Origin of the sequence: Quadrisphaera setariae (genome assembly GCF_008041935.1) — a bacterium.
Classification (GTDB): Bacteria; Actinomycetota; Actinomycetes; order Actinomycetales; family Quadrisphaeraceae; genus Quadrisphaera; species Quadrisphaera setariae.
The window spans coordinates 157,735-170,810 of sequence record NZ_VKAC01000010.1 but is presented as its reverse complement, the minus strand read 5'-3'; the positions used below and the strand labels follow the sequence as shown (position 1 = coordinate 170,810).

Annotated in this window: 11 protein-coding genes, 2 tRNA genes and 1 other RNA gene; 5 read left to right on the top strand and 9 right to left on the bottom strand. The window is 77.4% G+C overall.

What is annotated here, in order from left to right:
* Positions 1-52: 52 nt before the first annotated feature.
* Positions 53-2,896 (bottom strand): DNA polymerase III subunit gamma and tau, encoded by a 2,844-nt coding sequence (locus tag FMM08_RS23450; protein ID WP_147927534.1) that lies wholly within the window; start codon positions 2,894-2,896, stop codon positions 53-55.
* Between the two features lie 73 nt (positions 2,897-2,969).
* An RNA gene (gene ffs, locus FMM08_RS16860) (signal recognition particle sRNA small type) lies at positions 2,970-3,066 on the bottom strand.
* Positions 3,067-3,169: 103 nt separating this feature from the next.
* On the opposite strand from ffs, the gene FMM08_RS16855 reads away from it, so the two are divergent.
* Both FMM08_RS16855 and FMM08_RS16850 read left to right on the top strand, forming a co-directional pair.
* Positions 3,170-3,254: transfer RNA gene (locus tag FMM08_RS16855), tRNA-Ser, on the top strand.
* A gap of 387 nt (positions 3,255-3,641) precedes the next feature.
* Positions 3,642-3,941: a type II toxin-antitoxin system VapB family antitoxin gene (locus tag FMM08_RS16850; protein WP_147927533.1), complete on the top strand. Its 300-nt coding sequence runs from the start codon at positions 3,642-3,644 to the stop codon at positions 3,939-3,941.
* 3 nt (positions 3,942-3,944) lie between these two features.
* Here FMM08_RS16850 and FMM08_RS16845 read toward each other — a convergent pair whose 3' ends face one another.
* Entirely contained in the window at positions 3,945-5,024 is a 1,080-nt protein-coding gene (locus FMM08_RS16845; RefSeq protein WP_222710874.1) for a FecCD family ABC transporter permease, read from the bottom strand.
* A complete protein-coding gene (locus FMM08_RS16840; protein ID WP_369431750.1) occupies positions 5,021-6,085 on the bottom strand; it encodes an ABC transporter substrate-binding protein in 1,065 nt (354 codons plus the stop codon). The genes FMM08_RS16845 and FMM08_RS16840 overlap by 4 nt, the downstream gene beginning before the upstream one ends.
* Positions 6,086-6,286: 201 nt before the next feature.
* Between FMM08_RS16840 and FMM08_RS16835 the strand changes: the two genes are divergently transcribed.
* Entirely contained in the window at positions 6,287-8,194 is a 1,908-nt protein-coding gene (locus tag FMM08_RS16835) for a putative bifunctional diguanylate cyclase/phosphodiesterase (RefSeq protein WP_147927532.1), read from the top strand.
* On the opposite strand, the gene FMM08_RS16830 is transcribed toward FMM08_RS16835, so the two are convergent.
* Together FMM08_RS16830 and FMM08_RS16825 are read right to left on the bottom strand one after the other, a co-directional pair.
* Positions 8,085-8,771: a LuxR C-terminal-related transcriptional regulator gene (locus tag FMM08_RS16830; protein WP_147927531.1), complete on the bottom strand. Its 687-nt coding sequence runs from the start codon at positions 8,769-8,771 to the stop codon at positions 8,085-8,087. The two genes, FMM08_RS16835 and FMM08_RS16830, sit on opposite strands and share 110 nt — an antisense overlap.
* Positions 8,768-10,081: an ATP-binding protein gene (locus FMM08_RS16825; RefSeq protein ID WP_147927530.1), complete on the bottom strand. Its 1,314-nt coding sequence runs from the start codon at positions 10,079-10,081 to the stop codon at positions 8,768-8,770. Before FMM08_RS16825 ends, FMM08_RS16830 begins: the two co-directional genes overlap by 4 nt.
* A 152-nt stretch (positions 10,082-10,233) precedes the next feature.
* Here FMM08_RS16825 and FMM08_RS16820 point away from each other — a divergent pair, with 152 nt between their 5' ends.
* Both FMM08_RS16820 and FMM08_RS23135 read left to right on the top strand, forming a co-directional pair.
* Positions 10,234-11,535, top strand: a complete 1,302-nt coding sequence (locus FMM08_RS16820; RefSeq protein WP_147927529.1) for a PspC domain-containing protein — start codon at positions 10,234-10,236, stop codon at positions 11,533-11,535.
* Positions 11,532-11,822 (top strand): hypothetical protein, encoded by a 291-nt coding sequence (locus FMM08_RS23135; protein WP_187279807.1) that lies wholly within the window; start codon positions 11,532-11,534, stop codon positions 11,820-11,822. Before FMM08_RS16820 ends, FMM08_RS23135 begins: the two co-directional genes overlap by 4 nt.
* Before the next feature lie 73 nt (positions 11,823-11,895).
* Here FMM08_RS23135 and FMM08_RS16810 read toward each other — a convergent pair.
* The 3 genes from FMM08_RS16810 to FMM08_RS16800 all read right to left on the bottom strand — a co-directional run bounded on the left by FMM08_RS16810 (position 11,896) and on the right by FMM08_RS16800 (position 12,991).
* Positions 11,896-11,983 (bottom strand) — tRNA-Ser (locus tag FMM08_RS16810).
* 10 nt (positions 11,984-11,993) lie between these two features.
* The gene (tadA, locus tag FMM08_RS16805; protein ID WP_147927582.1) at positions 11,994-12,479 is read right to left on the bottom strand and encodes a tRNA adenosine(34) deaminase TadA; all 486 of its coding nucleotides are present in this window, start codon (positions 12,477-12,479) and stop codon (positions 11,994-11,996) included.
* An 11-nt stretch (positions 12,480-12,490) separates the two neighbouring features.
* Complete coding sequence (locus tag FMM08_RS16800; protein WP_187279806.1) at positions 12,491-12,991, bottom strand: tRNA adenosine deaminase-associated protein; 501 nt, start codon at positions 12,989-12,991, stop codon at positions 12,491-12,493.
* Positions 12,992-13,076 lie beyond the last annotated feature (85 nt).

Below are 13,076 nucleotides of genomic sequence, written 5' to 3'. Positions count from 1 at the left end.
GTCGAGCCTACGTGGCAGCACCGACCGCTCGGGCCGGACGCCAGAGGTGGCCTCAGCGGCGCTCGTCGACGGAGAGCACCCGGCCTCCGAGCAGGCGCTGCACCACGGGCAGGCCGACCTGGCCCGAGCCCTCGGCATCAGGGTCGTCCCGGCTCGGCTCGTCCTCGGGAGCCAGCGGCCCGCGGCCGGCGGTGCTGCCGGCGCCGCCCCCGTCCCCGGACACCGCGCCCCCGGCAGCGGCCGCGGAGCGCATGGCGGACCGGGCCAGGTCGGCCCCGCTGAGGGGGCGCCCCGCCGCTCCCGCGCGCTGCGCGGGCTGGTGGGACGGCTGCGGGGTGGGCTGCGCGGCAGGCCGAGCGGCAGGCCGAGCGGTCGGAGCGGCACCGCCCGCCGGCGCGGTGGAGGGCGCCGGGCCGCGCTCGGGGGCAGGTGGCGGCGTCGCCGCTGCGCGCGGTTCCCCTGAGGACGACGGAGCCGCCGGCGCCGCGGGGCGCTGGCGGGAGAGCTGTCCGGCGTCGGCCCAGGGGTCGTCGTCCTCCGGAGGCGGCGGCTCACCGTCGTCCGGGGGCTCCGGCGGAGGCGCGTCCTCCCAGGGGGGCGGGGCGGCGCTGCGCTGGCGCCGCGCGGGAGGCGGCGCCTGGTCCGGCCGGCCGGCTCCCCGCGGGGTGGCGCTGCCGCGTGCGTCGTCTCGGGGGGCGCTGTCACGGTGCCGCACGGGCTCGTCCGCGTCGGCGGGGGGCGCCGCCGTCCCGTGCCCGGGGCGCGCAGCGCCGCTGGGAGCAGCGGGACGCTCGGCGCCGGCGGGAGCGGGAGCGGTGGGGCGCTCGGCAGGAGGAGCGGCGACGGGAGCGGGTGCAGGGGCCACCGGGGCCGCGCGTCCCCCCGCGGGCGCCGACGAGGCCCCCGGGACGGGGGCGCCCGCGTTGGTGGCGACGACCTGCCGGTCGAGCCCGATGACGGCGATGAGCGCCTCGCGGACGAAGTCCGCGTGGGGGCCGATGCTGAACGCCTGCAGGGTGTTGGGCCGGGCGAACTGCAGCACGACGCGCTGGTCGTCGACGTGGACGACCTGGGCGTCCTGGCTCACCCGCGTCCAGGTGCGGCGCTTGACGCTGGCGAGGTGGTCCAGGACCTCGGGCCACATCCGCCGCACGGCCTCGGTGGAGTGGGCACCGGCCGGCCCACCGGTCGGCACCGCACCGACCGGGTCGGGCGAGACGGCCACGGGGGTGGCGGCCTCGCTCGGCTGCGACGGCTCGTCCGCGCTGTCCTGGCCCGCACGGCCCGTGGCTGCGGGGACCGCCTCCTCACGGGCGGGCGGAGCCGCGGGCCCGGCCTCCGCAGCGGGAGCGGCAGCGCTCGGAGCGGCGGGTCCGTCGTCAGGCCACTCGCGAGGGTCCGCCGCGGTCGGAGCCGCGGCGGGGGGCCTCGGGTCCGACGGGGGTGCGGCCTGGGAGGGGGCCGGCACGGCTGGAGCCGCAGACCTGTCCTGGCCCTCAGCGCGCTCGTGGCGCTCAGCCGGTGGGCCGGCCGGCTGCGCAGCGGGGACGGGGGCGGGGACGCCACCGTCGCGGCGGCGGGCGATGAGGTCGCGGACGTGCCGGGCGCCCCGCGGCTCGCCGTCGTCGCCCGGCGGAGGCTCCCCGGGCAGGTCGGCGGCGACGGGGTGCAGAGCACGGGCCGCGCCCTCGTGCTCCGCCGGCGAGGCGCCACCGGCAGCGGGCACTCCCCCGGGGACGGCGAGGCGCCGCTCGACGCGGTCCAGACGCGCCGCGAGGCCGCGCTCGCCGTCGTCGGCGGCGGGCAGCAGCATCCGGGCGCACAGCAGCTCGAGGTGCAGGCGTGGGGAGGTGGCGCCGGTCATCTCGGTGGAGGCGGTGTTGGCGAGGTCCGCGGCGCGGGAGAGCTGCGCGGCGCCGAATCCGGCAGCCTGCACCGCCATCCGCTCCAGCTGGTCGGAGGGGACGCCGGGGAAGACCTGCGCGGCGCGATCCCCCACGGCCTGCACCACGACGAGGTCGCGCAGGCGCTGGAGCAGGTCGTCAACGAAGCGGCGCGGGTCCTGCCCGGAGGAGATGACCCGATCGACCACCTGGAAGACCGTGGCGCCGTCGCCGGCGGCGAAGGCCGCGGTGACGTCGTCCAGGAGGGTCGCGTGGGTGTACCCGAGCAGGCCCACCGCGTGCTCGTAGTCGATGCCGGCCGGACCGGCTCCCGCTGCCAGCTGGTCGAGCACCGACAGCGAGTCGCGCACCGAGCCCGCGCCCGCCCGCACCACCAGCGGCAGCACGCCCTGGCCCACCTGGACGCCCTCGGCCTCGCAGACCTGCTGCAGGTGCGCCTGCAGCACCTGGGGCGGGACGAGGCGGAACGGGTAGTGGTGGGTGCGCGAGCGGATGGTGCCCAGCACCTTGTCCGGCTCGGTGGTGGCGAAGATGAAGGCGATGTGGGGCGGCGGCTCCTCGACGATCTTCAGCAGGGCGTTGAAGCCCTGCGGCGTCACCATGTGCGCCTCGTCGATGATGAAGACCTTCTGGCGGTCTCGCGCCGGGGCGAAGGTGGCGCGCTCGCGCAGCTCGCGGGCGTCGTCGACGCCTCCGTGGCTGGCCGCGTCGATCTCGACCACGTCGAGGCTGCCCGGGCCTCCCCGGGCGAGCTCCACGCAGCTGTCGCAGGTGCCGCACGGGGTGTCGGTGGGGCCCTGGGCGCAGTTGAGGCAGCGGGCCAGGATGCGCGCCGAGGTGGTCTTGCCGCAGCCCCGCGGCCCCGAGAAGAGGTACGCCTGGCCGATGCGTCCCGACCGCAGCGCCGCGCGCAGGGGGTCGGTGACGTGCTCCTGCCCGATCACCTCGGCGAACGAGTCAGGGCGGTAGCGGCGGTACAGAGCGGTGGCCACGTCAGCATCCTCCCGCCGGGTTCCGACAGCTCGGGGCCACCGCTGCAGCGCCTGTGGACAGCGGGGCCGGACAGGGAAGGACCCCTCGCGCACCCGCCAGAGCCCACCTGCCCTTGCTGCCTTCCGGCCCTGGGGGGGTTCAGCAGGATGGCGCCGCACGAGGGGCCGCGCCCACTGTAGCGCCCCTGCGCCGCGGGTCCGATCGGCCCGTGGCGCGCCGCGGGAACGGGGGACCGCTGACGGACGCCGCACCCGTCCGGTAATGTCGCCCACGGAGGATTCGCCTAGTGGCCTATGGCGCTCGCCTGGAACGCGGGTTGGGTTAACGCCCTCGCGGGTTCAAATCCCGCATCCTCCGCCCTCGGGGCCCGGACGCAGCAGCGTCCGGGCCCCGCTGCGTCACCCGGCCGCGGACCGGACTGTCAGACCCCTCTGGGACGGTGCCCGGGTCGTCGAGGAGGCGCCGCTGCGGTGCCGTGCGAGGAGGTCCGCGTGCCGCAGGACGTGCTGGAGGAGCTGCACTGCCCCTGGTGCTCGGGGCCGCGGCCCTTCGAGGTCCCTCCGTGTGCCGAGGGGCACGGCGAGGCGTGTCCCGAGCGGGTGTGCACCGCCTGCTCGGGGGCCCTGCTGGTCGGCGGGACGCCCCCCGCGGCTAACGGTCGCGCCCCGGTGCCCAGCACCCGCCGACGGCACCTGGCGGTCGTCGCCTGAGGGCGTCCGGACGGCGCGGCGTAGGCTCGACGGGGTGATCTTCGCCCGCGTCGGAGACTCCCGGCCCTACCCCGAGCACGGCTGCGACACCCCCCGCCAGTGGGCCGCCGTGCCCCCGCGGCAGGTGCGCCTGGACGAGCTCGTGACCACCAAGCGCACGCTGGACCTGGTCAACCTGCTGTCGGAGGACTCGACCTTCTACGGAGACCTGTTCGCCCACGTGGTGCAGTGGCGAGGCGCGCTCTACCTGGAGGACGGGCTCCACCGGGCCCTGAGAGCGGCGCTGCAGCAGCGCAGCGTGCTCCACGCGCGGGTGCTGGTGGTCCCCGACTGACGCTCAGGCGCGACGGCGCCGGCGCACGAGGAGCGCGGCAAACACGGGCACGCCCACCAGCGCGGTCCCGACGCCCACGGGCAGCGGGGTGGGCGCGAAGGCCACCCGGCCCACCGCGTCGACCCAGACCACGAACACCGCTCCGAGCAGCGCCGCCACGGGCACCAGCCGCAGGTGCGACTGGCCCACGAGCAGGCGCGCGGCGTGCGGGAGCACCAGCCCCACGAAGCCCACGGCTCCGACCACGCTGACCAGCGCGGCGGTGAGCAGCGCGGTGAGCACCAGCAGGCCCGCCCGCAGGTGCGCCACGGGGACGCCGAGGGAGGACGCGAGGTCGTCGCCGAAGGCGAGGGCGTCCAGCGAGCGGGCGGCCACCACGCACACCGCCACCCCGACTAGCACCACCGAGCCGGTGAGCACGACGTCGGGCCACCGCACGCCCTCCAGCGACCCGAGCAGCCAGAACACGACCCCGCGGACCTGGTCGGAGTCGGCCACGGCGAAGACGACCAGCGAGGTGAGCGCGGAGAATAGCTGGGTGCTGGCCACCCCGGCCAGCACGACCACGGTCGTGCCGCCGCCAGCCAGCCGGGTCAGCCCCAGCACCGCGGCGAAGGCCAGCAGCGCCCCCACGAAGGCCCCGCCGGACAGCCCCAGCACCCCGCCGCCCAGGCCCATGACCCCGATGACGACGGCGCCGGCGGAGGCACCGGAGGAGATCCCCAGGACGAAGGGGTCGGCCAGGGCGTTGCGCAGCAGCGACTGGAGCACCACGCCGCACACCGACAGGCCCGCGCCGCAGGCCGCGGCCACCAGGGCCCGCGGCAGGCGCTCCTCCCAGACGATGGCGTCCTCGGAGGCGCGCACGGGGATCCCGGCGCCGGTCAGGTGGTTGAGGAGCACGTCGCGGACGTTGACCAGGGAGACGTCGGCGGGCCCGAGGGTGGTGGCCACCCCGACCGACCAGACCAGGAGGACAGCGCCCGCGACCAGCACCGCCGCCGGGACCAGCCCCCGCTGCCACGGACGGCCACCGGCCGCTGCGCGGGACGGCGACGACGGCGCCGCCGTCGTCCTGCTCAGAGCTCGTCCCGGTGCTCGTCGTACCAGGCGCGCACCTTCTCCAGGCCGTCGACGAAGCGGATGGAGGGGTTCATCTCGGCGCCGTGGAGCGCGATGTACCGCTGGTGCTGCACCGCGTCCATGGTCGAGGTGAGCGGGTCGGCGGCGAGGAAGGCGGTCTTGTCGTCGAGGCGGTCGCCGCTGAACCTGTCGCGCTGCAGGTCGCCCAGCACCAGCACGTCGGGCTGGGCGGCCACGACGGTCTCCCACCCGGTGGCGTTCCAGTCCTCAGGCCGGTCCGCGAAGGCGTTCTGCAGGCCGGTCGGCGCGGTGAGCAGCGCGGGCGCCCCGAAGCCGCCGGCGATGTACGGGGTGGAGGTGTCGGCGAACCAGAACGCGACCGTGGTGCCCGACAGGTCCATGCCCTCGGTGGCGGCCGCTGCGCGCTGCTGGAGCCGGGCGACGAGCGCGTCGCCGCGGTCGGCGACGTCGAAGACCTCGGCCAGCTCGTGCACCTCCTGGTACACCGCCTCCACGGTCACCGGGCGGGTGCGGGTGCCGCCGCCGTTGATGCTCGTCGAGCCCTCGCAGTCGGTGGGCGACAGGTAGCTGTCGACACCGGTCTCCGCGAGCCGCTCGCGGGTGGTGACCCCGCCCTCGGCGAAGTGGCGCCCGAAGGAGGCGGTGACGAAGTCGGGGTCGGCACCGAGGAGCACCTCGTAGGTGGGGGCGTTGTCGGCCAGGCGCGGCACGGAGGCGCCGGCCTCGGCGAGCTCCGGCAGCACGGGGTCGGTCCAGGAGGCGGTGCCGACCACGCGGTCGGCGAGCCCGAGCGACAGCAGGATCTCGGTGGAGCCCTGGTCGAGGGAGGCGACGCGCTGCGGCGGGGCGTCGACCACGACCTGCTGGCCGCAGTTGTCCAGCACGAGCGGGTACTGGGTGCGTCCCTCTCCAGCCGGAGCTACCGTCGCGGGGGCCTCGACCGGCTCGGAGGCGCCGCAGCCCGTGAGCGCGCCGGCGAGGACGGCCACGAGGGCGGCGGCGAGGGCGCCGGTGCGGGTGCGGGGGCGGGACAGGCGGATGGGCACGGGGCTGCTGCTCCAGGGCTGGGACGTGAGGGGGCTGAGCTCTGGGGCTCGCGATGAGGTGAGGCTAACCTAGGTGCGCCTGACGATCTCGTGCCCGGCTCCGCCGCCGGGTCCGCAGCCCCGCTCCGCAGCGGTGGTCTCCCACGGGTGCGGATCACTGACACACTCCACCCTCGTGTCCCCCCGGAGGTCGGCGTGAGCGAGGTGCCCCAGGCCCTGCTCGAGGCGGATCCGGTGGCGTGCGTCGACGACCTCGGCCAGCCCTTGAGGTCCGTGCCGTCGGCCACCCCGTGCTGGCAGGTGGACGAGGCCTTCCGCGCCGACCCCGAGCTGCTGTGCCTTGCCGTCACCGACGACGGCCAGGACGGTCGACCCGACGTCGACGGCGCAGCGGGCGCCCCGACCGCGCCCGGTCTCCTCTCGCGCGCCGCCTTCCTCAGCGCCATGAGCGGGCGCTTCGGCTACGGCCGCTCCCTGCACGCCCAGCGGCCGGTGGGCCAGCTCGCCGACCGCGACGTGCTCGTCCTGGACGCGCGCACGGGCGTGCCGCGGGCCGCGGAGCTGCTCCTGGCCCGCGAGCGGTCTCGCCGGTTCTCCGAGGTGCTGGTGCGCCGCCCGGACGGGGACCTGCGGCTGCTGGAGGCTGAGCACGTCTTCCGGGCGCTGTCGGCGCAGCTCGCGGTGGAGGCCCTCACCGACCCGCTGACCGGGCTGGCCAACCGCGCGCACTTCCTGCGCCGCCTGGACGAGGTCTGCGCGGGCACCGGGGGCGCCGTCGTCGCCTTCGTCGACCTCGACGGCTTCAAGGCCGTGAACGACTCCTCCGGGCACGCCACCGGAGACCAGCTGCTGCGCTGCACCGCCGACCGCCTCCGCGGCTGCGCGGGACCGCAGGCCGTGGTGGCCCGCCTCGGCGGTGACGAGTTCGCGGTGCTGGTCCCGGACGCCACCCCCGCGGACGGCCAGCGCCTGGCAGCGGGCCTGCAGGCCGCGCTGGCACGTCCTCACGAGCTGGGCGGCCGGGTGCTGCCCGGCCGGGCGAGCGCGGGGGTGGCGGTGTGCGCGGCCCTGCCGGCCGAGCCCAGCGCCCTGCTGCACGAGGCCGACCTCGCCGCCTACCGCGCCAAGCAGGCCGGCGGCCAGCGCTCGGAGGTGGTGGACGCCTCGTGGTGCAGCGCGGCGGCACCGGTGTCACCCGACCGGCGCGCCTTCGAGGCCGCTGCCGCTGCCGGGCAGCTGGAGGTCCACTACCAGCCGATCGTGGCCGTGGCCGACGGGTCGGTGCGCAGCCTGGAGGCGCTGGTGCGGTGGCGCCACCCCGAGCGGGGTCTGCTCGCCCCGGCTGACTTCCTCGACGACGTCGCGGCGGCCGGCTACTCCGCGGACCTCGACGTCCACGTCCTCCGCACGGCGCTGGCGCAGCGGGCGCGGTGGGTGGCCGGGCACGGCGACGCGGTGCCCGACCACCTCAACGTCAACCTCTCGGTCGCAGGACTGCTGTGCCCGGAGCTGCCCGCCGTGGTGGCGCGGGAGCTGGCGCACGCGGACGTGCCCTCCCGCGCCCTGCGGCTGGAGCTGCCGGAGGTGGCCACCGCCGCTCACCTGCGCGCCGCTCAGCCGGCGCTGCGCGCGCTGCGGGCGCTCGGCGTGGCCATCACCCTCGACGACGTCGGCAGCGGGGCGGCGGGGCTCAGCCACCTGTCGGAGCTGCACGTGGACGGCCTCAAGATCGACCGCCGGTTCGTGGAGCAGGCGGTGGACGACGTGAGGTCGGCCGTGGTCGTGCGCACCCTCGTGGAGCTGGGCCACGGGCTCGGCGTCCCCGTGACCGCCGAGGGCGTCCGGAGCTCCGAGCACCTCGACCTGCTGCGGCAGCTGGCCCCGGGGCGCTGCCTGCTCGCCCAGGGCAGCGCGGTGAGCGAGCCGCTCCACCCCGACGACGTGCCTGCCCTGTGGGCCCGCCAGGAGGCCGGAGCAGACGTCGGCGCAGGCGTCACAGGAGGCGGCGGTCGCTGGCCCAGCGCGTCAGCTCGTGGCGGCTCGACAGCTGCAGCTTGCGCAGCACCGCCGAGACGTGGGTCTCCACCGTCTTCACCGAGATGAACAGCTGGCGCGCCACGTCCTTGTAGGCGTACCCGCGGGCGATGAGGCGCATCACCTCGCGCTCGCGGGCGGAGAGCCGGTCCAGCTCGGCGTCGGTGGTGGCGACCTCGGCGGCGCCGCCGACCGCGCCGAAGGCGTCCAGCACGAAGCCGGCCAGTCGCGGGGAGAACACGGCGTCGCCCTCGGCGACGCGGCGCACCGCGTCGGCGAGCGACGCGGCGTCCACGGACTTCGTCACGTAGCCGCGGGCCCCGGCGCGCACCACGGCGATGACGTCCTCGGCGGCGTCGGAGACGCTGAGGGCGAGGAAGCGCACCGGCTGGCCGTCGGCCCGCTGCGCACCCGCGCAGCGGCGCAGCACCTCCGCGCCGCCGCTGCCGGCGCCGCCGGGTGCGTCGCCCCCCGGCAGGTGCACGTCGAGGAGGACGACGTCGGGCGCGTGGCGCTGGACGGCCTCCACAGCGGAGCCGACGTCGTCGGCCTCACCGACCACCACGAGGTCGGGCGGGAGCACGGCCCGCACCCCCGAGCGCACCAGCGCGTGGTCGTCGACGAGGAGCACCCTCAACCCGCTCACCCCCCTGCTCCGTCCTGCTCGTCCTGCACCCGACCGGGCTCGGCCGCACCAGCAGCCACTGCTGCCGTGCGGAGCACCACCTCGGTGCCTCCCCCCGGGGCGGGACCCACCTGCGCGGAGCCGCCCGCCCTGGTCATCCTGCCGAGGACCGACTCGCGCACGCCGCGGCGGTCGGCGGGCACCGCCTCCGGGTCGAAGCCGCCACCGTGGTCGCGCACGAAGGCCTCGGCACCACCGCTCCCGGCCTCCAGGTACACCTGGACCGGGGGACGGCCGTGGCGCACGGCGTTGAGCACCGCCTCCCGCAACGCGGCGACCAGGGCCTCCTCGACGCGTCCCACCTCGCGGTCCCCCACGACGACCACCTCCACGGGCACGCCGACGGCGTCCTCGACGTCCGCGGCCTCCGCGCGCACCCGTTCGGCCAGGGTCCGCTCCGGCCCCTCCTCCCCCGCACGCGCCCGCCCGCCGTAGAGCCAGTCGCGCAGCTCCCGCTCCTGGCGGCGGGCGAGGCGGGTGACGGTGGCGGAGTCGTCGCTGTGGCGCTGCAGCAGCGCGAGGGTCTGGAGCACGGAGTCGTGCAGGTGGGCGGCCACCTCGGCCCGCTCCGCCTCCCGCAGCCTGGCGGTCCGCTCCTCGCCGAGGTCCCGCACCAGCCGCACGGCCCACGGCGCCACCACCAGCGCGGCGCCGCCGAGCACCGCGAGCGCCGCCACGGCGGCGGGACCGAGGGCCTGGGCCTGGGCGCCGCCGAGGGCCAGGAGGACCAGGCCGCCGACGGCCAGAGCGGCGCCGAGCACCGCGCGGCGCGTGCCGTCCGGTGTGCCACCCCCCACCTGCAGGAGGAGGGCGGTGCGCCGGGCGGGCTCCAGCGACCCCCACGCGACCACCGCTCCGGCGAGCCCGGCGGCGACGGGCACGAGGACGCCGGAGGCGGTGTCCGCGCTGCTGCGCTGCAGGACCAGCTGGACGCCCGTGGCCAGGAGCACGGCGCCCACCACCAGCTGCGCCCCCGCCCCTCCGGAGGGGCTCCACCGCGCGAGCCGCTCCACGGCTCCGCGCCCGGAACCCGCTGGGACGCCCTCGCCGTCCGCGGGCACGAGCACCCACAGCAGGGCGTACCCCACGAGCCCGGCCCCTCCAGCGGCGACCAGCCCCAGCCAGAGCACCCGGGCCACGGCGACAGGCAGGTGGAGGTGGCGCGCGGTGCCCGCGGCCACCCCGCCCGCCCAGCGGCCACGGGCCGGACGGCGCAGCGGAGGCCGACGGCGCGTCCCGGCAGCGGGAGCGGAGGCGCTCGTGGTGCTCACCGGTCCATCGTCGCGGCGCGTGCGCCGCAGGTCACGCGTGCGCCACCCTGGGACCGCCCCGGTCCGACCCCGAGCCGGGGTCGTCACGACCAGGGTCGGGTCAGGGTCCTCCCCGGATCCGCCCGGCCCGGCTGCGGAGCACGCTCGACGCCATGACCTCCACACCCACCTCCGCCACCGGCGGCAGCCCCGGATCCGGCTGCGGCTCGTCCGGGAGCACCGCCTCCTCTCGCACAGCCTTCTGGGACTGGCTCGAGCGCCTGGACCTGCGCCGCTCCGACGAGCGGTGGCTCGGAGGCGTCGCCGCCGGCACCGCCGACCGCCTCGGCGTCGACCCCGTGCTGCTGCGGGTCGTGGTGGTGGTCGTCGCGCTCCTAGGTGGCGTCGGCCTGGTCCTGTACGCCGCGGCGTGGCTGCTGCTCCCGGACCGCGAGGGGCGCATCGAGGCGCGGGCGCTGGTGGGCGGGCAGGTGTCGGCCTCGGCGGTCCTGGCGCTCGGCCTGGTGGCGCTGGCCTCGGCGGTCCCCAGCCCGTGGTCCTGGGTGGCGGACGGCCGGGTGGTCAGCGGCGGCGACGTGGCCGCCCTCGTCGTCGTCGGCGTCGTGCTGGCGGTCGGGGTGGTGCTGCTGCCGCGGCTGGTCCCGGCGTCGGCGGGCGGTGCCCGTCCCGACGGGCAGCCCGTGGGCGCAGCGGTGCGCAGCGCCCACGGCGGACCGCGGCGCGCGCCGCGCCCGGCGGTGCCGGCGTGGACGACGGCGGCGGTGCTCGGTGCGGCGCTGCTCGTGGGGGCGGCGGCGTGGCTGGCGGCCCGGCCGCAGCAGCTGGCGCCGCTCGGTCTCGACGGGCAGGGCTGGTCGGCGTGGTCGACGGGGCAGCAGGTCCTCACCACGCCGCAGGTCGCCTCCGTCGCAGCGGCCGCGGCCACCGCCGTGGTGGCCCTGGCGCTGGTGGTGGCGGGACTGGCCGGGCGGCGCGGGGACGGCCTCGGGTTCTGGGCGTTCGCCGGCGCGGCCACGGCGCTCCTCGCGCTGGCGGTGCCCCCGGGCGCCGACGTGCGGGGCGTCGGCGACATCGGCTGGCGGCCGCTGACGGCGGCGCAGGCCGAGCGCGGCTACGCCTCCTGGGCCGGTGAGGCCACCCTCGACCTGCGCTCCCTGGCCGACGACCCCGCCGCGGCGGGCAGCACCGTGGACGTGGAGCTGCGGCACGGCTTCGGCGAGGCCCGCGTGATCGTTCCCGCCGGCGCCGACGTGGAGGTCCGCACCAGCGGCGTCATCGGCGAGGTGGTCACCAGCGGCCCCGGGTGGACCACCCGCGGCGCCGACGACGGCTTCTTCACGAGCACCACCTCGAGAGCGCCGGCGACGACGGGCGGCACCTCCGAGCCGGTCCGCCTCGTCGTGGACGCCCGCACCGCCATCGGCCAGCTCGAGATCGTCAGGAGCGCAGCATGAGCACCGACCAGACCCTCCCCCTGCCAGCACCCGCCCCCGGTGACGAGCAGCCGACCGAGCAGCCGACCAAGGAGCCGACCAAGGAGCCCGTCGAGCCGACACCGGGAGGCCCCCACGTCCCGAGCCTCGTCACGGGCCTGGCGGCCCTGCTCGTGGCGGTCCTCGTGGGCCTGGGCGTGCTGGCGGACGTCCGGGTGGACGCGGGTGCAGTGGCCGCCGTGGCCCTGGTGGCGCTGGGCGGCCTGCTCGTGGTGGGGGGCCTGGTGGCCGGGGTCCGCGGCCGCTGAGCCGACCCGCCGCGACCTGGCGGAGCCCGCAGACGACGAGACGGCGGCGCCCCTGCGGGCGCCGCCGTCCTCGTGGCGGTGGCGGTGGGATTTGAACCCACGGAGAGTTTCCCCTCACGCGCTTTCGAGGCGCGCTCCTTCGGCCGCTCGGTCACGCCACCGCCGAGCACACTACCCGGCCGCCGTCCCGTCCGTGCGCCGCTCCCCGAAGAAGTCGCGCAGGAGGGCTCCGCACGGCTCCGCGAGCACCCCGCCGACCACCTCGGGACGGTGGTTGAGGCGCGGGTCCCGCACGACGTCCCACAGCGACCCGACGGCACCGGCCTTGGGGTCCCAGGCCCCGAAGACGACCCGGGCCACGCGGGCGAGGACGAGGGCACCGGCGCACATCGTGCAGGGCTCCAGCGTCACCGCCAGGGTCGCGCCCTCCAACCGCCAGGACCCGGTCGCGGCCGCGGCGCGGCGCAGGGCCACCACCTCGGCGTGCCCGGTCGGGTCACCCGTGGCCTCCCGCTCGTTGGCGCCGACGGCGAGCACCACTCCGGAGCCGTCGACGACGACGGCGCCGATCGGCACGTCACCGGCGGCCAGCGGCGCGAGGCGCGCCTGGGCCAGCGCGAGCCGGACCAGGCGCTCGTCGCCGGTGGTGCTGTGCAGCGGGGAGCGCGTCAGCGCAGCGCCTCGAGGAGGTCGACGAAGCCGACCTTCTCGCCCACCGCCACCAGCGCGCTGGCGGGGTCGCGCGACTCGGCGGTGTCGGCGAGCTCGCTCCCGGGCAGGTCGAGGTCGGACAGGAGGTCGGCGTCCCCGGCCCACGTCGGCGCGGCCACGCGGGCGGCGCTGTCCTCCTCCTCGTCCTCCTGCGGGGCGGGCTGCGGCGCCGGGGAGTCGGCGGTGACGCTGAGCAGCTCCCCGTAGTGGCTGCTGGTGGCTGAGGCCAGGTCGGAGACGAAGGCGCGGGGCTCCTCCCCGTCCACCCTGACGAGGGCGAACCAGTCGTCCTCGCGCTCGAGGACGACCAGGAGGGGGCCGGGGGCGTCGCCGGAGCCGTCGACGGCGGCGCGGACCTCGTCGGCGAGCTCCTCGACGTCCACGGCGTCCTCGACGTCGAGGTCGACGGAGCGCCAGCCGTCTCCGTCGGAGGCCAGGACCGCGGTGAAGTACGACATGGAGGTCATCGTGGCGCACACCGGCGCCGCAGGCGAGGCCCACGCGGCGCGTCCACGGACCTCCTCGGGTGGGTAGGGTCGTCGA